19 protein-coding genes are annotated in these 19744 nt (G+C 64.9%); 14 read left to right on the forward strand and 5 right to left on the reverse strand.

Going from position 1 to position 19744, the window contains the following annotated elements:
- Positions 1-59: 59 nt before the first annotated feature.
- Entirely contained in the window at positions 60-1109 is a 1050-nt protein-coding gene (locus tag CV770_RS30065; RefSeq protein WP_104464948.1) for an ABC transporter substrate-binding protein, read from the reverse strand.
- A 229-nt stretch (positions 1110-1338) separates the two neighbouring features.
- Between CV770_RS30065 and CV770_RS30070 the strand changes: the two genes are divergently transcribed.
- The 7 genes from CV770_RS30070 (at position 1339) to CV770_RS30100 (ending at position 7145) form a co-directional block, all read left to right on the forward strand.
- Positions 1339-1707 (forward strand): hypothetical protein, encoded by a 369-nt coding sequence (locus tag CV770_RS30070; protein ID WP_028140692.1) that lies wholly within the window; start codon positions 1339-1341, stop codon positions 1705-1707.
- 117 nt (positions 1708-1824) lie between these two features.
- On the forward strand, positions 1825-2229 hold the full coding sequence (gene hisE / locus CV770_RS30075; RefSeq protein WP_091955803.1) for a phosphoribosyl-ATP diphosphatase: 405 nt from the start codon (positions 1825-1827) through the stop codon (positions 2227-2229).
- A 145-nt stretch (positions 2230-2374) separates the two neighbouring features.
- Entirely contained in the window at positions 2375-2977 is a 603-nt protein-coding gene (locus CV770_RS30080) for a YqaA family protein (RefSeq protein ID WP_201760106.1), read from the forward strand.
- Positions 2978-3024: 47 nt separating this feature from the next.
- Positions 3025-3564, forward strand: coding sequence for a hypothetical protein (locus CV770_RS30085; RefSeq protein WP_104464949.1), 540 nt, complete (start codon positions 3025-3027; stop codon positions 3562-3564).
- A gap of 30 nt (positions 3565-3594) precedes the next feature.
- Positions 3595-4995 carry an aspartate ammonia-lyase gene (locus tag CV770_RS30090; RefSeq protein WP_104464950.1) on the forward strand — a complete coding sequence of 467 codons (1401 nt, stop codon included), beginning with the start codon at positions 3595-3597 and terminating at the stop codon, positions 4993-4995.
- Positions 4996-5260: 265 nt separating this feature from the next.
- Positions 5261-6229: an NAD(P)H-dependent flavin oxidoreductase gene (locus CV770_RS30095; protein WP_104464951.1), complete on the forward strand. Its 969-nt coding sequence runs from the start codon at positions 5261-5263 to the stop codon at positions 6227-6229.
- Positions 6230-6371: 142 nt separating this feature from the next.
- Positions 6372-7145 (forward strand): thioesterase family protein, encoded by a 774-nt coding sequence (locus CV770_RS30100; protein WP_104464952.1) that lies wholly within the window; start codon positions 6372-6374, stop codon positions 7143-7145.
- 342 nt (positions 7146-7487) lie between these two features.
- On the opposite strand, the gene CV770_RS30105 is transcribed toward CV770_RS30100, so the two are convergent.
- A complete protein-coding gene (locus tag CV770_RS30105) occupies positions 7488-9050 on the reverse strand; it encodes an AMP-binding protein (protein ID WP_104464953.1) in 1563 nt (520 codons plus the stop codon).
- A 124-nt stretch (positions 9051-9174) separates the two neighbouring features.
- Here CV770_RS30105 and CV770_RS30110 point away from each other — a divergent pair, with 124 nt between their 5' ends.
- The 4 genes from CV770_RS30110 to CV770_RS30125 all read left to right on the forward strand — a co-directional run bounded on the left by CV770_RS30110 (position 9175) and on the right by CV770_RS30125 (position 12194).
- Positions 9175-10140, forward strand: a complete 966-nt coding sequence (locus tag CV770_RS30110; protein ID WP_104464954.1) for an NAD(P)H-dependent flavin oxidoreductase — start codon at positions 9175-9177, stop codon at positions 10138-10140.
- A gap of 143 nt (positions 10141-10283) precedes the next feature.
- Positions 10284-10532 (forward strand): hypothetical protein, encoded by a 249-nt coding sequence (locus tag CV770_RS30115; RefSeq protein WP_104464955.1) that lies wholly within the window; start codon positions 10284-10286, stop codon positions 10530-10532.
- A 132-nt stretch (positions 10533-10664) separates the two neighbouring features.
- Positions 10665-11381: a hypothetical protein gene (locus CV770_RS30120; protein ID WP_165637228.1), complete on the forward strand. Its 717-nt coding sequence runs from the start codon at positions 10665-10667 to the stop codon at positions 11379-11381.
- Positions 11382-11468: 87 nt separating this feature from the next.
- On the forward strand, positions 11469-12194 hold the full coding sequence (locus tag CV770_RS30125; protein ID WP_104464956.1) for a hypothetical protein: 726 nt from the start codon (positions 11469-11471) through the stop codon (positions 12192-12194).
- A 51-nt stretch (positions 12195-12245) separates the two neighbouring features.
- Here the strand turns inward: CV770_RS30125 and CV770_RS30130 are convergent, their stop codons facing one another.
- A complete protein-coding gene (locus CV770_RS30130; protein WP_091955817.1) occupies positions 12246-13817 on the reverse strand; it encodes a winged helix-turn-helix domain-containing tetratricopeptide repeat protein in 1572 nt (523 codons plus the stop codon).
- Positions 13818-14202: 385 nt separating this feature from the next.
- Between CV770_RS30130 and pcaB the strand changes: the two genes are divergently transcribed.
- Both pcaB and CV770_RS30140 read left to right on the forward strand, forming a co-directional pair.
- Complete coding sequence (pcaB, locus tag CV770_RS30135; RefSeq protein WP_104464957.1) at positions 14203-15564, forward strand: 3-carboxy-cis,cis-muconate cycloisomerase; 1362 nt, start codon at positions 14203-14205, stop codon at positions 15562-15564.
- Positions 15565-15677: 113 nt separating this feature from the next.
- The gene (locus CV770_RS30140) at positions 15678-16934 is read left to right on the forward strand and encodes an aminopeptidase (protein WP_104464958.1); all 1257 of its coding nucleotides are present in this window, start codon (positions 15678-15680) and stop codon (positions 16932-16934) included.
- A 130-nt stretch (positions 16935-17064) separates the two neighbouring features.
- On the opposite strand, the gene CV770_RS30145 is transcribed toward CV770_RS30140, so the two are convergent.
- The gene (locus tag CV770_RS30145; protein WP_091956029.1) at positions 17065-17619 is read right to left on the reverse strand and encodes a hypothetical protein; all 555 of its coding nucleotides are present in this window, start codon (positions 17617-17619) and stop codon (positions 17065-17067) included.
- 237 nt (positions 17620-17856) lie between these two features.
- Here CV770_RS30145 and CV770_RS30150 point away from each other — a divergent pair, with 237 nt between their 5' ends.
- Positions 17857-18312: a cupin domain-containing protein gene (locus CV770_RS30150; protein WP_165637230.1), complete on the forward strand. Its 456-nt coding sequence runs from the start codon at positions 17857-17859 to the stop codon at positions 18310-18312.
- A 130-nt stretch (positions 18313-18442) separates the two neighbouring features.
- Here the strand turns inward: CV770_RS30150 and CV770_RS30155 are convergent, their stop codons facing one another.
- Positions 18443-19495 (reverse strand): amidohydrolase family protein, encoded by a 1053-nt coding sequence (locus tag CV770_RS30155; RefSeq protein ID WP_091955821.1) that lies wholly within the window; start codon positions 19493-19495, stop codon positions 18443-18445.
- Positions 19496-19744: the final 249 nt, after the last annotated feature.

Genomic DNA, 19744 nt, shown 5'->3' on the forward strand with positions numbered 1-19744 from the left:
GGAGCCCGTATTTTAAGCAGGGATCGCGCGGGAGATATAGCGGAAGCTGTCAGTTTTGCTCAGTTGATCAGCCGGCCCGCCACCGGCGGCAGGAACCGGTCGTCGAAGATGTCGCCCGCCGTGGGCCGTTTGCGGAATTTGAAGTCCTGCGCGATCTGGTCGATCGAGCGCTCCAGGCGCGCGGGCTCGATGCCGCCGAGGCCGTTGCGCTTGACCTCGTCGGTCAGGATGTTGTCGGCGAGGACGGTGCGCAGGCGCTCCAGCTCCAGGTCGCGGTCGCCGTCGTCGATGCGGCCAGCGGCCTCGTCCGCCGCACGTGCCGGCTCCTTGATGGTCGCATTGATGCCGGCGATCAAGGCGCGGACGAAGCCCTTCACGGCGTCCGGCTTCGCCGCGGCGAAGGCGGGGTTGACGACCACGGCGAAGCCATAGGCCTCGCAGCCATAGTCGGCATAACGCAGCACGACGAGATCGGCTCCGGGCACGCCGCGGTCGCGCAGGTTCACCGCGGAGAGATAGTTGAAGCCTGCGACCGCATCGACCTGCCCTGCGGACAGGATCGGCTCGCGGACCGCGGCGCCAATCTTGTGGAATCTGACGCGCGATGCCTTGATGCCGTTCTGCTGCGCCAGCGCCGGCCACAGCCGCATCGACAGATCGCCGTCGGCAACGCCGACGGTCTTGCCGTCGAGATCGGGCAAGAGATGGATGCCGCGGCTCCTGCGCGCGACGATCGCGTAGGGCGCGCGGTTGAACAGCACGAACACCGCCTTGACCGGCGCCGAGTCCTCCTTGTCGCGAAGGCGGATCAGCTCGTTGATGTCGACCAGCGCAAGCTCGCTGTCGCCCTTGGCGACGCGTGCGAGCGCCTCCGGCGATCCGGCTGCGCTGTTGAAGGACACGTTGAGACGTTCGGCGCTGAACCTGCCGTCCTTCGCCGCAAGGAAGAACGGCGCCATGCTCGCGTCCAACGGACGGTCGAAGGTGAAGTGAATCGCAATGGATGGCGCAGCGGTCTCGGCCGCACTGACATCGCGTGCAACGAGCGTTGCAAGCGAGATCGAGAGAGCCAGCAGGCAACGGAGGGCGGTCGTCTTGAATCCTGACATCGATTGCGCCGGTTCCGCATTGTTATGGTTTCGTGACGCTTTGCGGCGCCGGCTAGCGGCCAGTCTCTCCGCGCCAACATGAACGGCAGATGAGCGGCGGTTGCGGCACGATTACGCAACCCCGTTCAGCTTGTGTTGGGGTTGGGGAACCCAACTTAGGCTGTGCGGGTTTGAAAGGCATGAGCCTGTCCGCAGGCGTCCATTCCAGGTCCCAAGGAGGGCCCAAGACATGTTCGAGCGATTCTCCAAGTTTGCGGGCCGAAAGGCCGTTCTTGCCACCGCCGCGGTGCTGGCGCTGACCGCGCTTGCCCCGACCGCATCCTATGCAGGCGGCCGTCACTGGCATGGTGGTGGAGGCGGCGCGGCCGCAGCTGCGGCTTTCGCGGCCATCGGCACCGGTCTTGCCATCGCCGCGACCCGTGACTCCTATGCCTATGACTACGGTCCGGGCTATGGCTATTACGGCGGTCCCGCCTATTACAGCGGCCCTTCCTACGGGCCCTATTATGGTCCAGGCCCGAACTTCCAATATCAGCGCTACGGCGGCACTGCTCCGTCCGAGTTCTGCGGCCAAGGTTACTACCAGAACTGCTACTAGCTCTGGCAGCTGGAGTTGACCATGACAGGCCGTCGCGCTTGCCGCGCCGGCCTGTTTTCTACTTTTATTGCCGCGCGTTAACACGCTCGCCATTTGTTTAGAGTAGTTTTGAGTACCATGAGTGATTCGCTTGAGCGGCTATATCTGGCTGTGCTCGCGGCCAGGGATCTTGATCCGGCAACATCGCGTACGGCCCGGCTGTTTCAGCGCGGGCCCTCGAAAATGGCAAAGAAGCTCGCCGAAGAGGCCATCGAGGTCGTGATCGACGCCGTCAACGGCGACACCGATGCCGTGATACGGGAAAGCGCCGACCTTCTGTACAATCTCACCGTGCTCTGGGCCTCTGCCGGCGTGCGCCCCGAGGACGTCTGGCGCGAGATGACGCGGCGGGAAGACATGCTCGGCATCGCCGAGAAGCTGCCGAAATCGCCGATGAAGCTGCCCAAGGTCGCGTCACCGCGCGTGGCTGCCAGGCGGCCAATTGTCGCGCTCGAGGGGCGTGCCGCGCGCAAGCGCCACTAAAGCGCGATAAGATCAGGGTGAATGGTTCATCGCGCTTTAGCTTCTTGTTTGAGCATGATCTTTCCGGAAAACCGCCGCATACTTTTCCGGATCATGCTCGAAACGTCATAATTCGCCTCAATCTCGGCATGGACAAATCCGTCCCATGGTGCTTCATCGCGGCGCCATGCTGAAACGTATTTACGACTGGTGCATCGACGCCGCTCACAAGCCCTACGCGCTCTGGATCATGGGAGCGGTGTCTTTCGCCGAAAGCTCCTTCTTTCCGGTGCCGCCGGATGTGATGCTGATCCCGATGTCGCTGGCGCGCCCGCAGCGCGCCTGGCTCTACGCGACCGTCTGCACCATCACCTCTGTACTCGGCGGCATCCTGGGCTACGCCATCGGCGCGCTGCTGTTCGACTCGGTCGGTCATTGGCTGATCCAGGTCTACGGCCTCGGCGACAAGGTCGACGCCTTCCGTGCCTCCTATGCGGAGTGGGGCGCGGTGATCATCCTGCTCAAGGGTTTGACGCCGATCCCCTACAAGCTCGTCACCATCACCTCGGGCTTCGCCGGCTACAACATCTTGTTGTTCACCATCTGCTCGATCGTCGCGCGCGGCGGACGCTTCTTCATCGTCGCCATCCTGCTCAACCGCTATGGCGACTGGATCCGGGTCCAGATCGAGAAGCATCTCGGTCTCGTGGTGGCGGTCGGTGCCGCCGTGCTGGTGCTCGGCTTCGTGGTGGCGATCAAGTTGATCTAGATCCACAGCGCTTTGCCACCGGGCCGGGTTCGGCTACGGTTGCCGTCATGATGGTTCGATCCGGCAATCCGGCCTTGCGGCTCGGGACGCTGATATCAGCAGTGCTGCTGGTCCTGCTCGGTGCCGCCGGGACCGGATGGCCGCAATCCGCTCCGCCGGCGCTTGGCTTGCAGGAGCAGGGGTCGCAGGCCGCGCCTCAGCCGTCGACACCCGCTCCATCGGCGCCGCCGGCGGCAGCGGAAAATCCCGGGCTGATCAATGAAATGGGCAAGCTGTTCGACAAGTTGCCCTCGATCCTGCCGCCGATCAAAAGCCCCAGCGAGACCATGAACGATCTGTCGCGGCTGGCGAAGCCTTCGACCATGGTGTCGGGCCGGGTGGCCTGTCCGGCCTCGTCCAACGGCGCGCCCGATTGCAAGCAGGCCGCCGACCAACTCTGCCAGAGCAAGGGTTACAAGGACGGCAGGAGCCTGAATGCCGACTCCGCGGAAAAATGCTCGGCCAAGGTCCTGATTCCCGGCAGGGCTCGCAAGCCGGACGACTGCCGCACCGATACTTTCGTGACCAGCGCGCTGTGCCAGAACTAAAGGACGTCGCGCGAGCAACAAGGAGCGCCCATGAGCCGTACGGAGCAGGACTTCCTCGGACAGCGTGAGATCGCCGACGACATCTATTACGGCGTCCAGACCATCCGGGGTAAGGAGAACTTCCACATCACCGGCATTCCGATGAACCAGGAGCCTTACTTCGTGAAGGCGCTCGGTTACGTCAAGAAGGCAGCCGCCATGGCCAATCGCGATCTCGGCGCGATCGAGGCCAAGGTCGCGGACGCGATCATCCTCGGCTGTGACCGCGTGATCGCCGGCGACATGATGGACCAGTTTGTCACCGACTTCATCCAGGGCGGCGCCGGCACCTCCACCAACATGAACGCCAACGAGGTGATCGCGAACCTCGCGCTGGAATCGCTCGGCTTCGGCAAGGGAGACTATCAGCACGTCAGCCCGAACGATCACGTCAATTACGGCCAGTCGACCAACGACACCTATCCGACCGCCTTTCGCCTCGCGCTGATCCTGCGGCTCGAGAGCTACATGACCGCGCTGCGTCAGCTCCAGGAAGCCTTCTTCGCCAAGGGTCGCGAGTTCGACCGTGTGCTGAAGATGGGCCGCACGCATCTGCAGGATGCCGTGCCGATGTCGCTCGGGGCCGAATTCCGGGGCTGGGGCACCACGATCGGCGAGGAGGTCGACCGCATCTCGGAAGCGCGTGCGCTGTTGCGCGAGATCAATCTCGGCGCCACCGCGATCGGCACCTCCGTCACGGCTGCGGTCGGCTATCCCAAGCTCGCGGTCCGGCACCTCAGCGCGCTGACCGGCGTCGACTTCGTCCTCGCCGGCGACCTCGTCGAGGCGACCTCCGACACCGGCGCCTATGTGCAGCTCTCGGGCGTGCTGAAGCGCACCGCGAGCAAGCTGACCAAGATCTGCAACGACATCCGCCTGCTCGCCTCCGGCCCGCGTGCCGGCTTCAACGAGATCAACCTGCCGCAGCTGCAGCCGGGCTCCTCGATCATGCCGGGCAAGGTCAATCCCGTCATCCCCGAGGTCGTCAACCAGACCAGCTTCCTCGTCATCGGGCTCGATACCACGGTGACGCTCGCGGCATCCGCCGGCCAGCTCCAGCTCAACGTGATGGAGCCGGTGATCTCGTTCGCGCTGTTCTTCTCGATCCGCACCATGGAGCGCGCGGTCAACAGCCTGCGCGAGAATTGCGTGGTCGGCATCACCGCCAACGAGGAGCACACCCGCAACATGGTGCTCAACTCGCTCGGCATCGTCACGGTGCTGAAGCCGCTGCTCGGCTACAAGCAATGCGCCGAGATCGCGCGCGAGGGCTACAAGAGCGGCAAGTCGCTGCACCAGATCGTGGTGACCGAACGCAAGCTGCTGACGCAAGAGAAGTGGGACGAGATGTTCTCGTTCGAGCGGCTGATCAATCCGGATCTGATCGGGTAGGAGCAGCTCTCGCCTCTCGTCATTCCGGGGCGCGCGGAAGCGCGAACCCGGAATCCATTCTACCATTCGCGGTGACGCCCGATGGATTCCGGGTTCGCGCCAAGAGGCGCGCCCTGGAATGACGGAGAGGCGAATTCCGCTGCTTGGAAATTGCTGCCCAGGCATCCGCTCCGGCGGCAAAACGCAATACTTGACAGTGGAAAGATTGCCTTGTTGGTATGGCGGTCAACCTTCCATTGATCTGCCAACAGAGGATCGTCCCGCAATGTCCATGCCTGCCTTGTTCAAAGGACGCCTGTCGATCCCCGTGATCGGCTCGCCGCTCTTCATCATCTCGGTGCCCGATCTCGTGATCGCGCAGTGCAAGGCAGGTGTGGTCGGCTCGTTTCCGTCCCTGAACGCGCGGCCGCCGGAGCTGCTCGACGAATGGCTGGCGCGCATCACCGAGGAGCTCGCGGCCTATGACCGCGCCCATCCCGACAAGCCCTCGGCGCCGTTCGCGGTCAACCAGATCGTGCACAAGTCGAACAACCGTCTCGACCACGACATGCAGCTCTGCGCCAAGTACAAGGTGCCGATGATCATCTCCTCGCTCGGCGCACGCGAGGAGCTGAACCAGGCGGTGCACGGCTGGGGCGGCATCGTCTTCCACGACGTGATCAACCAGAAATTCGCGCACAAGGCGATCGAGAAGGGCGCCGACGGCCTGATCCTGGTCGCGGCCGGCGCCGGCGGCCATGCCGGCACCATCTCGCCGCTGGCTTTCGTTGCCGAGACACGAAAGTGGTTCGACGGCCCGATCGCGCTGTCGGGTGCCATCGGCAACGGCAAGGCAATCCGCGCCGCACGCATCTTAGGGGCCGACTTAGCCTATATCGGCTCGGCCTTCATCGCGACCAAGGAAGCCAACGCGGTGGAGAAGTACAAGGAGATGATCGCGGGATCGACCGCCGACGACATCGTCTATTCCAACCTCTTCACCGGCGTGCACGGCAATTATCTGAAACCCTCGATCCTCGCCGCCGGCATGGATCCGGAAAATCTGCCGACCTCCGATCCCTCCAAGATGAATTTCGGCACCGACGCTTCCGGCGAGCGCGCCAAGCCGAAGGCCTGGAAGGAGATCTGGGGCTCGGGCCAGGGCATCGGCAGCGTAGAGAAGGTTATGCCCGCCGCCGAGTTGATCGCGCGCTTCAAGAAGGAATACGACGAAGCGATCGATCCGCCGTTGTAGTTCTCGTGTCCCGGACGCGCCGCAGCGTGCAGCGCTGCTGCGCAGAGCCGGGACCCATTGCAACGCATGGACCCCGGCTCTGCAGCGCACCGCTACGCGCTGCGCAGCGTCCGGGGAACGCCAGCCGAGAGACCGAGCCAATATGCCCCCCATCTACCGCGTCGACGGCAACAGCGTCCTCACCAGTCCGGATGCCGCGGGTCCCTGGGATCGGCGCATGCAGCACGGCTCGGCGCCGGCGTCGCTGGTGACCTGGGCGGCCGAGCGCATTCCGACACCTGCTCCGATGGATATCGCGCGCGTCACCATCGATCTGATGCGCCCCGTTCCGGTCGCGCCGCTGACGATCGTGACCAACGTCTTGCGCGAGGGCCGCAAGATCCAGCTCTGCGAAATCAAGCTGCTCGCCGACGGTGTGCAGGTCGTCGGCGCCACCGTGCTCAAGATCAGGCGCCAGGCGCTGTCGTTGCCCGCCGACGTCAAGGCGCTGCCGGTGACGCTGCCCATGCCGGAGGACTCGCTGGTCGAGGACGGTCACGCCGCCACCAGCCCGTTCGTGCGTTCGGTCTCGATGCGCGCCGCGCGCGGCCGCTTCGGCCAGGCCGGCGCCGGCGCAATCTGGTTTCGCGTCGATCATCCGCTCATCGAGGGCGAAGCGATCTCGCAGGCCATGCGCGCCGTGGTCGCCGCCGATTTCTCCAATGGCACCGCCTCGACGCTCGATTTTCGCGCCTGGACCTACATCAACGCCGACCTCACCGTGAATTTTTCGCGCCAGCCCATCGGCGATTGGATCCTGCTCGACGGCGACTCCTGGATAGGACCCGACGGCGCGGGGCTCGCAATGTCGCGGCTGGCGGATAGGCAAGGCTATTTCGGCCGCGCGGTGCAGAGCCTGGTGATCGAGAAGCGGTGAGCGTGACGGCCTTTGCAGCGGTCGCTCTGTGAGCCGATTGAACGGCAGGCTTCCGCCGCCGCGGAAGGGATGCTTGGTCGTGTGCGACGAGGCATCCTGCCAGTTCACATTCCGTAGAAGATCTTGATCTCCCACAGCACCACGACGATAGCCGTGATCAAGGTGACCGCGGCGACTGCACTTTCCAGGGAAGCGACTCTCATCTCTTACTCCGCTTCCCAGCCCCATCAGCGGTCTAGTTGATTCCCTGATTCGCCTGCAATCGGGCGGCCATCGCAGGCGCATACTCCGTTGCTCGTTGTGGTGCCGGGGCCACAATCACACCGTAAAATCCCGGGGTATTTAGCCCACCATCCGGTCCCGCCCGCTCCAGAACCCCGCACGCAATACCTTCTTGTCGACCTTGCCGACGCCGGTCATCGGCAATTGCTTGACGAACTGAATCTGCTTCGGGGCATGCGCCGAGCCTTTTCGCGTTTTCACGAGGTTGATCAACTCGTCCGGATCGGGCCTTGCGCCCTCGCGCGGCACGACGATGGCGGTGACGGCCTCGCCCCATTTCTCGTCGGGGATGCCGACGACCGCGACCATCGCCACGTCCGCATGCTGCGACAGCACGTCCTCGACCTCGCGCGGAAAGATGTTGAAGCCCCCGGAGACGATCATGTCCTTCTTGCGGTCGAGGATGAACATGTAGCCGCGCTCGTCCTTGCGCGCGATGTCGCCGGTGTGGACCCAGCCGTTCTTCAGCGTCTCGGCGGTGATGTCGGGCCGCTTCCAGTATTCCGCCATCACATGCGGGGCGCGCACGCAGATTTCACCGGCCTCGCCCGTCTTCACCTCCTGGTCGTTGTCGTCGAGGATTTTGACCTCGCAGGCCGCGATCGGGAAGCCGCAGGACAAAAACAGCTCCGGCGTCCTGGGATCGTGATCGGCCTTGCGCAGCACAGAGACCGGATAGCATTCGGTCTGGCCATAGAGCTGCGAGAACACCGGCCCGATCCGCTCGATGCCCTCGACCAGCCGGCTCGGCGACATCGCCGACGCCCCGTAGAGCACGAGCTCGAGCGAGGACAGGTCGGTCTTCCCGAGCGAGGGATGATCGAGCAGCACGTAGATCATGGTCGGCACGAACAGCGTGAAGTTGATGCGCTCGCGCGCGATCGTGGTCAGCACGGCCTCGGGATCGAATCCCTTCAGCATGTGCACGGTGCCGCCGCGCATCAAGGTCGGCAGCACCTTCGTGCCCGCGACATGGCTGATCGGGGCGACCGTGAGGTAGCGTGCAGCGTCGGGGATCTCGAAATCGGCGAGGATCGCGGCGGCGGCTCCGGCGTTCTCGCGGTGATAGCGCAGCGCGCCCTTGGATTTTCCGGTGGTGCCGCCGGTGTAGTTCAGCGTGGAGAGATCGTCGAGGCCGGCGAGGCACAGCGCGCTGGCGTGTCCCGCGCTCTCGACGGCCGCCAGCAGATCGACACCGTAACCGGCCGACTCCATGGTGAAGACCGCCTTCAGCCGGCTCGCCCTCGCGGAAAGCTCGCCGCCGCGGTCGCGGAAGGCGGCCGCGTCGACCACCAGCATCTCGGCCTCGGAATCCTCGAGCTGGAACAGCTGGTCCTCCAGCGATCCCAGCGGATGCAGCCAGGTGATGCAGAGCCGCGACAATTGCGCGGCGACGCCCGCGCACCAGCTGTCGGCGCGGTTCGCGGTGAGGAAGGCGACGCGCGCGCCCGCCTGCAGTCCAAGCCGCATGAACACGCCCTGGATGCGTCCGATCAGGTCGATCGTTCCCTGATAGCTCAGCGATCCCTCGGGCCACGCGAAAGCAGTGCGACCGGGATAGCGCGACAACGCCCGTAGCGTCTGCGCACAAGTCGGGGACGATGCGTGGAGCGGATCGGACATATGTTTCCTCGTTGCTTTGTCATCGGCTTCTGGCGTGCCAATGTTGCCGGTGACGCTAGCACAGAGACTGCGGGAGGAAACGACAAAGCCCGCACGGCGAGGCAAGCGTGACGAGGAGATTTGCGTGCCATCAGATCGACTGCAACGCTTCGGCGATCGTCTCGCTCTGCCGCTGATCGCAGCGCCGATGTTCCTGGTGTCGGGCGTCGAGCTCATGGTCGCGGCCTGCCGCCATGGGGTGATCGGCAGCTTCCCCACCGCGAATTGCCGCAGCACGGACCAGCTCGATGATTGGCTCGCCGCGATCGCGATGCGGCTGCGCCAGCACGAAGATCAAACCGGCTGCAAGCCAGCACCACTCTGCCCGAACCTGATCGTGCACCGCTCCAATGCACGGCTCGCGCAGGATCTCGCCGTGCTGCTGCGGCACAGGCCGGAGATCGTCATCACCTCGGTCGGCTCGCCCGCGCCTGTGGTGAAGCCGCTGCATGACGCAGGCGCGCTGGTGCTGGCGGACGTCGCTTCCATCCGCCACGCCGAGCGGGCGGCGGAAGCAGGTGCCGATGGGCTGGTGCTGCTCACGGCGGGCGCGGGCGGGCAGACCGGCTGGCTCAATCCGTTCGCCTTCGTCCGCGCGGTGCGCGCATTCTACGACGGCATCATCGTGCTCGCCGGCGGCATCAGCGATGGCCGTGCGCTGCACGCGGCCGAAGTGCTCGGCTGCGATCTCGCCTATATGGGCACGAAATTCATCGCGACGCGCGAGAGCATGGCGGACGAACGCTACAAGCGCATGCTGGTCGAGAGCTGCGCTGACGACATCTTGCTCACCACTGCGTTCACGGGGTTGCAGACCAGCATGCTGAGGCCGTCGATCGTGGCCGCCGGCCTTGATCCCGACGATCTCCCGGCACGGGGCGCGATCGATATCGCTGAGGACATTGACGTTGCCGCGCGCGAGAGCCGGCCAAAGCGCTGGCGCGACATCTGGAGCGGCGGCCACTCGACCTCGGGGGTGACGGACGTGCCGGCGGTTGACGAACTGGTTGCGCGGACGCTCGCCGAATATCGTGCGGCGGGCGGGCCGTAGGCGCAGCCCGTCGAGCCCGGCCACGACGGTGTGGATCACGGTTAATCCCGGGCTCCTCCGCCCCCCTTATTTAACGGCAGATTAACCAACGCCGACCAAGAATCCCCTCACGGTCCGCCATTCAGGGCCGAGAGGAACAGGCGATGGACTTCGATTTTCTCAACAGCAAGACAGCGGCTTCGCTGGACGAAATCCGCGTCCGCGTCGCTCATGCGCTGGCGCGCCACCCGATGTGCCGCAACGTCCGTTTCGACATCGTCAGCGTCCCCCGCACCCGCCGGGGCGGCAACTGGACGGTGACGCTGCAATCGGTCGAGCCGCGCGCGGTGTGGGAGGCCTCGGAGATCGTCGCCGACATCCAGGACGCCTACGACCTTTCGGCAGCTGCCTGATTTCCTTGAATTTTCCGGGCGATGTCGCCGCAGTCCGCGCGATTGCCGCCGCGATGGCACGGTTAAGCCTTAATTATCGCCCAGTTGTCGGGCAGTGATCACGTGGACTTGAAGTTGGGCGCGGAGAGACGTTTGTCCAAAGCCATCACCATCGTTGTGCTGACCTGTTTCCTCGTCCTGGGCGCCGCCACCACCGCCATTCTTGGCCGGGACAGCGTGCCCAGCGTCAGCGAAGAGATGATCGCGCAGACGCCTCCGGCCAAGCCGCTCGCCACCAACCGCGCCGCCAAGGCCGACCGTCTGGTTCCGACCCTGGCCCTGGCTTCGGCCGCGTTCGAGCCGGTCCAGGTGTCGGCCGACAGGCTTTCGCAGGCACCCGTGCTGGCCGAGCCGTTGCGCCAGGCTTTTGCCGCTGCCACGCCGTCCGATTTCCCGATGCCCAAGGCGTCGAGCCTGTCCGAAGCGCCCGCTGCGGCGGAGGTCCCCGCCGTCGAAGTTCCGGCCAAGCCGAAGGTTGTCGCCAAGCCGCAGCCGCAGAAACACTATACCCTGCTGTCCGACGCACAGATCTCCGGCATACGGGATCGCCTGAAGCTGTCCTCGTCGCAGGAATATTACTGGCCTTCGGTCGAGACCGCGCTGCGCAACGTTGTCCGCAAGATCTCGGCCAACAAGCTCTCCAATCCAAACGCGCCACCCAGCGCGCAGATCGATCCGAATTGCGACGAGGTCCAGCAGTTGAAGTCGGCAGCCATGCCGCTGCTGTTCCAACTGCGTGACGATCAGAAGGAAGAAGTGCGCAAGCTCGCCCGCCTCATCGGGCTCGAGAAAGTCGCGCAGCAGATCTGACGCGCGGGTTTCCTCCGGGAACCGCTCCTGCATCAGGAACATCTGGCAATCAACGTGCGTTGCTCGCCCCAAAGAGGGAGTGGATCAATGCGCGCCTCGACAGCCTATTTCGTCGGTGCCGGAACCATTATCGCGGCCATTGCCATCGGTCTTGGCGGGGGCATCGTTGCCGGCAACATCATGAATCCGGTCGCGTCCAAACACGGCCCGGACACCAGCAAGATGGCGCAGCGCGCGGAGTCCGCGGGCGCGCCGGCACAGACAAACGCGCCTTCGGAACGCGTCAATTATCTCACCGGCTCGCAAGCCTTCGGCGCAATGATTGCCGCGCCAGCGCAAGCCGAAGCGAAGCCGGAAGTCGTCAAGCCTGACTCGCAGCCCACTCAGGCGAATGCCGGACCGCCGGCGCCGCCGCCTTCGCAAGCGGCCGCGGTCGAGCCGCCCAAGGAACAGTCCAAGGAACAGTTCAGGGAACAGTCGAAGTCAGCAATCGCATCGCCTCCGCAAGCCGCAAAGCCGGCTGAGCAGCAGGCCTCGACCGAGCCGGCCTCTTCACCCGAGAACGCCTATGCCAAAGCGAGGGACTCCGACGCGAAGCGCGCGGCGTCCGAGCGACGCCGGATGGAGCGCCGCGAGCGCTGGGCTGAGCGCCGTCACTCCTATGAGGGTCGCGAGCAACGAAGCATGCGCGACCGCACCGATTGGGACGACGTCGCGCGCAACATCCGCGAAGATTCCGATGTGCGTGATTACGCCAGCCGGCCGCGCGGCGGCTTCCCGCAGATCAGGCTGTTCGGGCCCGACGACGACTAGCGCCTAATTAGCTTGCGATCGCGGCTGCGATGGGAGAGGGCGGCGCCACCGTCACGTCATTCCCGCGCGCCGCAATCCTTCGAGATAGTGCGCACGATCCTCGTCCCGCAGCATCGGCAGCTCGCGCGTGATCCAGGCGAGCGAGACTTCGGGCTGGGCGCGGCGCAGGCCCTCCAGGGCCGAGGCCGCCAGCGCCGGATCTCCTGACATCCCGGCGGCGGCCGTCAGCACGCGGTGCGCGCCGACGAAATCGCCGCGCTGCCGCATCGACTCCCGCGCCATCTGCATAGCTCCGTCATAGTCACGGCCCACGAACCGGGCATAGGCCGCAACCCCGCAATAGATCGCTGCGAGCGGATCGCGCGGGCTCAGCCGCAGCGCGCGACGTGCGGCAGCATCGCCCTCCTGCCAACGTCCGGCGTAGCACAGCGTTACGCCGTAAAAGGCGTGCGCCATCGCGAAGTTCGGGTTGAGCGACAGCGCCAGCTCGAACTCTGCCAGCGCGTCGTCGAAGCGGCGGCGGAACAGATAGGTGTAGGCGAGGCCGTGATGGGCCCAGGCGTCCTCGCGATCGGCCTCCACCGCCGCGAGCGCCGCGCGTTCGGCGATCGGCACTGTCGCGGCCATGTCGGCCCAGCCCATATGCGCGCCGAAGATATGGCTGGTCGCGAGCAGGCCCAGCGCCTTGCCATAGGTGGGATCGATCGCGACGGCCTTTTCGAGCAGTCCCTGCGCGGCGGCATTGTCCTCGCGCGTGCTGCGCCAGTGATGCGACAAGGCGCGCATCACGAGGTCCCAGGCGTCCAGGCTCCCGGGCGGCTTCTGCTGGGCGCGGAAGCTCTCGGCGGCGTAGAGCTGCGGCTCGATCGCGGCAACGATCGCCTCGGTGATCTCGTCCTGCACGGCGAAGATGTCGGCGAGCTCGCGGTCGTAGCGCTCGGCCCAGAGATGGCTTCCGGTCGAGACGTCGTTGAGCTGGGCTGAGATGCGCAGGCGCTCGCCGCTCCGCCGCACGCTGCCTTCGACCACGTAGCGCACCCCGAGCTCCTGCGCGACCTCGCGGATGTGCACGGCGCGGCCCTTGTAGACGAAGGAGGAGTTGCGCGCGATGACGAAAAACCAGCGCAGCTTCGACAGCGCGGTGATGATGTCCTCGCTGATGCCGTCGGAGAAATAATCCTGCTCGGCCGCGCCGCTCATATTGGTGAAGGGCAGCACGGCGATCGCCGGCCGCTCGGGAAGCGCGAGTGCGGCGCGCTGCACCCGTGCGGCGTAACCGGGCTCCGGCGCGATCGCGCCACCCATCGTGCTACCTTTGGCCTCGACATCTCCGACGAAGCGAAAGCCCTTGCGGGCGATGGTGCGGATCAGCGCCTGGCTCGCGCCACTATCGCCGACGGCCTTGCGCGCCGCGTTGATCCGGCTGGTCAAGGTGGATTCGGAGACGCTGCGCCCGTGCCAGATCTTGTCGATCAACTCGTCCTTGCTGACCACCCGATCGCGGTTCTGCATCAGGTGGACGACGAGATCGAAAACCTGCGGCTCCACGGCAACGGGAACCTGCTCGCGGCTCAGCTCGCGCCGGTCGGTATCGAGAAGGTGGTCCCGGAACAGAAACTGCACGTCGAAACTCAGGCCTCATTACGAATTGCGGCTAGCAAAAAACAAAATGAAATTTGGGTCGAAAACTGTGAGTCTGCGGAAGGGGCCGCTTGGTTCATCGCGATCGCGTGATGGCAGCCATGCCGTGCGATTGGGGCAGACGCTGTGGGCGACCTGTTGACCGGATATTCCGTCCGAAATCGACCCGTCATCCTGAGGCGCGAGACGCGCGACGCAAGGCGCCGCGCGGGGAGCCTCGAAGGATGAACGGCCACGATGCAGCCGGGCCGTTCCTCCTTCGAGGCCTCCGCTTCGCTCCGGCACCTCAACCGCGAATGTCCTTTGCCGGACCGCGTGCCCTGCGTAAGCTGTCGCCCACACAAACACCAACCACGAAGAAACGCCGATGCCCGCTTTTCCAGCCTCCACCACCGTGCTCGATTCCATGCTGTTCCGCGACGCCTTCGGTACGCCCGAGATGCGGGAGGTGTTCTCCGACGTCGCGCTGGTGGCTCGCTATGCCGAGGTCGAGGTGGCGCTGGCGAAGGCTGAGGCGAAGTGTGGCGTGATCCCGCAGGAGGCCGCCGATCAGATCGCGGCGCGGACCGACGTCGCCGCGCTCGATTTCGATCTGCTCAGGCAGGCGACCGACATCGTCGGCTATCCGATCCTCCCTCTGGTGCATCAGATGGTGAAGCAGTGCGGCGAGGCCGGCCGCTACGTGCATTGGGGCGCGACCACGCAGGACATCATGGACACCGCCGTGGTGTTGCAACTGCGCGCTGCGCTCGGGATCGTCGAGCGCGACATCGCCGAACTCCGCCGCATCCTCGCCGATCTCTCGCAGCGATATCGCGATACGCCGATGGCCGGCCGTACCCATCTCCAGCAGGCGCTGCCGGTGACCTTCGGTTACAAGACCGCGATCTGGCTCGCCATGTTCGACCGCCACGCCGAGCGGCTGGCGCAATTGAAGCCGCGCGTGCTGGTCGGCCAGTTCGCCGGCGCCGCCGGCACGCTGGCCTCGCTCGGCGACAAGGGTTTTGAGGTGCAGGAGGCGCTCTGCGCGGAGCTGAAGCTCGGCATTCCCGCCTCGACCTGGCACGTCGCGCGCGACGGCTTTGCAGAAGCCGTGAACTTCCTTGCGCTCGTCACTGGCTCGCTCGGCAAGATCGCACTCGACATCATGATCATGGCCTCGACCGAGTTCGCCGAAGTCTACGAGCCCTTCGTCAAGGGACGCGGCGCCTCCTCGACCATGCCGCAGAAGCGCAATCCGATCTCGTCGGAGCTGATGCTGGCGGCGTCCAAGGCGGTGCGCCAGCACGCCGGCCTGATGCTCGATGCTATGGTGCAGGATTTCGAACGCGCCACGGGCCCCTGGCACGCCGAATGGATGGCGATTCCGGAGAGCTTCGTGCTGACCGCCGGCGCGCTGCACCAGGCGAAGTTCGCACTCGCAGGCCTCATCGTGGATGAGGCGAAGATGAACGACAATCTTGCGGTCAGCCGCGGCCTGATCGTGGCCGAGGCGGTCATGATGGGGCTCGCGCCACAGCTCGGCCGGCAGGAGGCCCATGACGTGGTCTATGACGCCTGCCGTCAGGCCAACGAGAAGGGAATGAGCCTGGCCGACGCGCTGTCCGTGGACTCCCGGATAGCGAGCCGCATCGATCGCGCCACAATCGAGGCGCTCACCTCACCGAAAAATTACCTCGGGCTCGCGCCCGCCATGGTTGACCGGGTGCTGAAATCGGCAACGCGTTGAAAACCAAAATGCGTGAAACTGCGTACCTTCTCCATGTCGCAATGTGCTCGCGCACTTGCGTCCCGCGATGCTAGACTTAGATTGAACGACAGACTTTCGGCAGAGGGCCCCGCATGACTGATCACCGCAATTCCGCCACTCCCATCGATCCCGTGAAGCTCGACCGGCTGGCCGAGGTGGCGGTGAAGGTGGGCCTGGGCTTGCGGCCGGGGCAGGATCTGCTTCTGACGGCACCCGCGATCGCGCTGCCGCTGGTGCGGCGGATCGCCATGCATGCCTACAAGGCCGGCGCCGGCATCGTGACACCGATCCTGTCGGACGAGGAGATGACGCTGGCGCGCTACCGCCACGGCCACGACAGCAGTTTCGATCGCGCCGCCGGCTGGCTCTACGAGGGCATGGCCAAGGCGTTCTCCGACAACACAGCGCGGCTCGCCATCGTCGGCGACAATCCGATGCTGTTGTCGGGTGAGGATCCTTCCAAGGTGGCGCGCGCCAGCAAGGCGAATTCGATGGCCTATCAGCCTGCGCTGGAAAAGATCGTCAATTTCGACACCAACTGGAACATCATCGCCTATCCGAGCCTGTCCTGGGCCAGGCAGGTGTTTCCTGATGATCCCGAGGACGTCGCGGTCGGCAAGCTCGCGGATGCGATTTTCGCGGCGTCCCGCGTCGATCGCGAGGACGCGATGGGCAATTGGGCGAGCCACAATGCGGTGTTGCGTGAGCGTACCAACTGGCTCAACGGCCAGCGCTTCCGCGCGCTCCAGTACAACGGACCGGGGGTCGACCTCACCATTGGCCTTGCCGATGGCCACGAATGGGAGGGCGGCGCCTCGCTCTCCAAGAACGGCATCAGCTGCAACGCCAACATCCCGACCGAAGAGGTCTTCACCACGCCGCATTGCCGCCGCGTCTACGGCCATGTCGTGAGCTCGAAGCCGCTGTCCTATCAGGGCACGCTGATCGACAACATCGCGGTGCGCTTCGAGGACGGCAAGATCGTCGATGCAAAGGCTTCGCGCGGCGCAGAGGTGCTGAACAAGGTGCTCGACACCGACGAGGGCGCCCGGCGCCTCGGCGAAGTGGCGCTGGTGCCGCATTCCTCGCCGATCTCGCAGAGCGGGCTGTTGTTCTACAACACGCTGTTCGACGAGAACGCAGCGTCCCACATCGCGCTCGGCCAGTGCTATTCGAAGTGCTTCGTCAACGGCGCGCAGCTCACCCCACAGCAGATCGCCGCGCAAGGCGGCAACCAGAGTCTGATCCATATCGACTGGATGATCGGCTCGGCCGAGACCGACATCGACGGCATCTTGCCCGATGGCAGCAAGGTACCGGTATTCCGCAAGGGCGAGTGGGCGAAGTAAGCCGCCCCTCGTCATGCCCGGGCTTGTCCCGGGCATCCACGTTCTTTGTGCCGCAAGGTGTGGATGGCCGGGACAAGCCCGGCCATGACGGTGCAAATACATAAAGTCCAAGTGCTCGCGTCTAGCCCCCTCACGCCGCCGCGTTGCGCAGCATCGGATTGTTGTCGATGCTGAAGCGGTTGAACAGTGTCGTGAACGGGCTGCCGTCGGTGGCCCGCACGATGGCGTCGGAAGCAGCGATCGCCTCGTAGAGCGCGCCGACGGGATCGTCCGCCTCGTCCATGTCGAGGCTCTTGAGGATCTCCTCGCGAGCCTCGTTGATCTCGTCCTCGTCGTCGAGCGTCGTCTCCAGCGCCTCCGCCGCACGCCGCATCTCCGCGAGGTCGCCGCCGCCGGAAAATTTGAGGATGTCGAGCCAATAGGGACGGGCGACGACGAGCTGGACGAACGCCTCGAACCTATCGGCGATAATTCCGGCGCGGCCCTCCGATGAGACGTAGAGCACATTCTGCGGCGGCAGAAGCACGTACGCGCCCCCGGAGCCGTCACTGCCGATCTGCCTGGGGTTTTCGATGCCGTCGATGGTGAACCAGGGCTCCTCGTCCGGCGCGAAGGAGACATCGAGGCTGACCAGCCAGGCAACGGCCTCACGATTGGCTGTCAGAACCTCGGGCGTGAGGGGCATCGGCATGGCTCCGTTTTATGCTTCCGCGCACTTTGTCGCACCCCGGAAAAGATCGGTTCATGTGCTCGAATTTGCAGGGAAATCGCCGCGTTAACCGCTTCGCGCCTGCAACTTCCGGCTGATTGTCGGGGCCCGCGTAAGAAAGAATTAAAAACCGATGACTAGCGTTCCCGGCATCTTTCGAAACAATCCGGGCCGAGACCCGGCAATATTTTATTAAATCCGCTGGGGAAGAAGATGTCGCGCGCATTGATTGAAATCGGTAGTTGCAATGTCGAGCTTGAGCTGCGGCCGATCGAGCCGTCCTGGATCATCGAGGGCAATCCCGTGTCGCGCTCGCACATCCTGTCCACCAGTGCCGACGGCACCGCCTCGACCATCATCTGGCAGTGCACCGAAGGCCGCTTCAACTGGTACTACGATATCGACGAGACGATCATGATCATGGAAGGATCGATCGTGCTCGAGAGCGACGGCATGCCGCCCAAGCGCTACGGCCCCGGCGACGTGATCTTCTTCCGCGACGGTGCGCATGCCAAATGGCATGTCGAAGGCCACGTCAAGAAGATCGCCTTCTGCCGCAAGACCAATCCCGTTATGATCGGCTTCCTGATCCGCGTCGTCAACAAGCTGAAGAAGATCTTCGCCCTCACCGGAGAGCGCCGTCCGGCCTCCCTGATGGGTGCCGGCTAGAGCATGATCCGGAAAAGTGTGCAGCGGTTTCCGAAAAGATCATGCTCAAACAATAGTCTCAATTCAAGAACGCTTCCCAGCGGCCACGACGGAAGAGGGGTCGGGATCAACATCCCGGCCCCTCTTCTCGTCATGACGGCAGCTCGAGCCGATAGACGTCGGTGGCGGTCTGCGAGAACAGCGCGGTCTTCTCGGCCTCGCTCAGGGGTGAGGCGATGCGCTTGAAGGCGTTGAAGATCACCTGGTAGCTGCACTGGCCCTTGTCCGGCGGGAAGTTGCTCTCGAACATCGCGCGCTTGGGTCCGAACGCCTCGATGCAGGTCTCGACGTAAGGGCGCCAGGCCGCGGCGAGCTCCTCGGATGACGGCGGCCTCTCGCGCAAATGGAAGTCGTAGCCGAGCAGGCACATGGCTAGGCCGCCGAGCTTCACCACCACGTTCTCGCATGTCGCGATCTCGCGGATCGAGGCGCGCCATTGCGCAAACACCTCTTCGCGCCGCCCTGCAAAGCGGCCGACGCCGGCCGGGCCGCCGCAATGGTCGAGCACGATCCTGGTGTCGGGGAAGGCGCGCGCCAATTCGGTCAGCTCGCCGATCTGTGGATGGAACAGCCACGCATCGAAGCTGAGGTTGAGTGGGGCCAGGCAGGCAAAGCCTTTGCGGAAAGCTGAATCCTGCAACAGTCCCTTCGGCCGGTTCGCATACATGCCGGCGACGACGGGATCCTCGTCCCAGGCCGAGGAATGCCGGATGCCGCGGAAGCGGCCATTGCCGGCCGCGATCTCGGCTTCCAGCAGCGGCTTGGCGGCCTCGCCCAGCAGCAGATTGGCGTGGCTGACGATGCCGGCGCAGATCGCCGCCTTGCCGTAAGCGCCGCTCGCGCTCATCGCGGCGACGCCGTTGGCGAACTCGACTTCGCCGACGGGCCGGAACGCTTCCGGCCCATGCGCGCGATACATCGAGCGGCAATCGACATAGACGGTCGCGATGACGTTGTGGCCGGAGGCGATGTCGGCCGCCATTTCCTCGATCAGATAGCGGTGGCCGCGATTCCAGAGATGGTGATGGGGATCGACGATCGGCCGCAAGGGATCAATGATCTCCTCCCGATGCAGCGCGAGCCAGTCCTCGCGCGGCTCGACGAACAGCCCGCTCGTATTGCCGGGCACGCTGCTTGCAGCCATCGCGTTCGCTCCCTCATGTTCTTATGCTGGGAGCCTAGCACCTCATTATCACGCACAGCAGCGCGCGTTGATCAGAGCACCATGGCAACGGCGGAAGAGGTGCGCTCCCTCTCCCGCTTGCGGGGGAGGGCTGGGGTGGGGGTGTCTTCGCACTGGGACATTCCCGATGCGGAGAAAGCCCCCACCCGGCGCTGCGCGCCGACCTCCCCCGCAAGCGGGAGAGGTTGCAGGAGCCCGCGGCTAGCTACT

The sequence above is a fragment of the Bradyrhizobium sp. AC87j1 genome (assembly GCF_002936975.1).
Lineage (GTDB): Bacteria > Pseudomonadota > Alphaproteobacteria > Rhizobiales > Xanthobacteraceae > Bradyrhizobium > Bradyrhizobium shewense.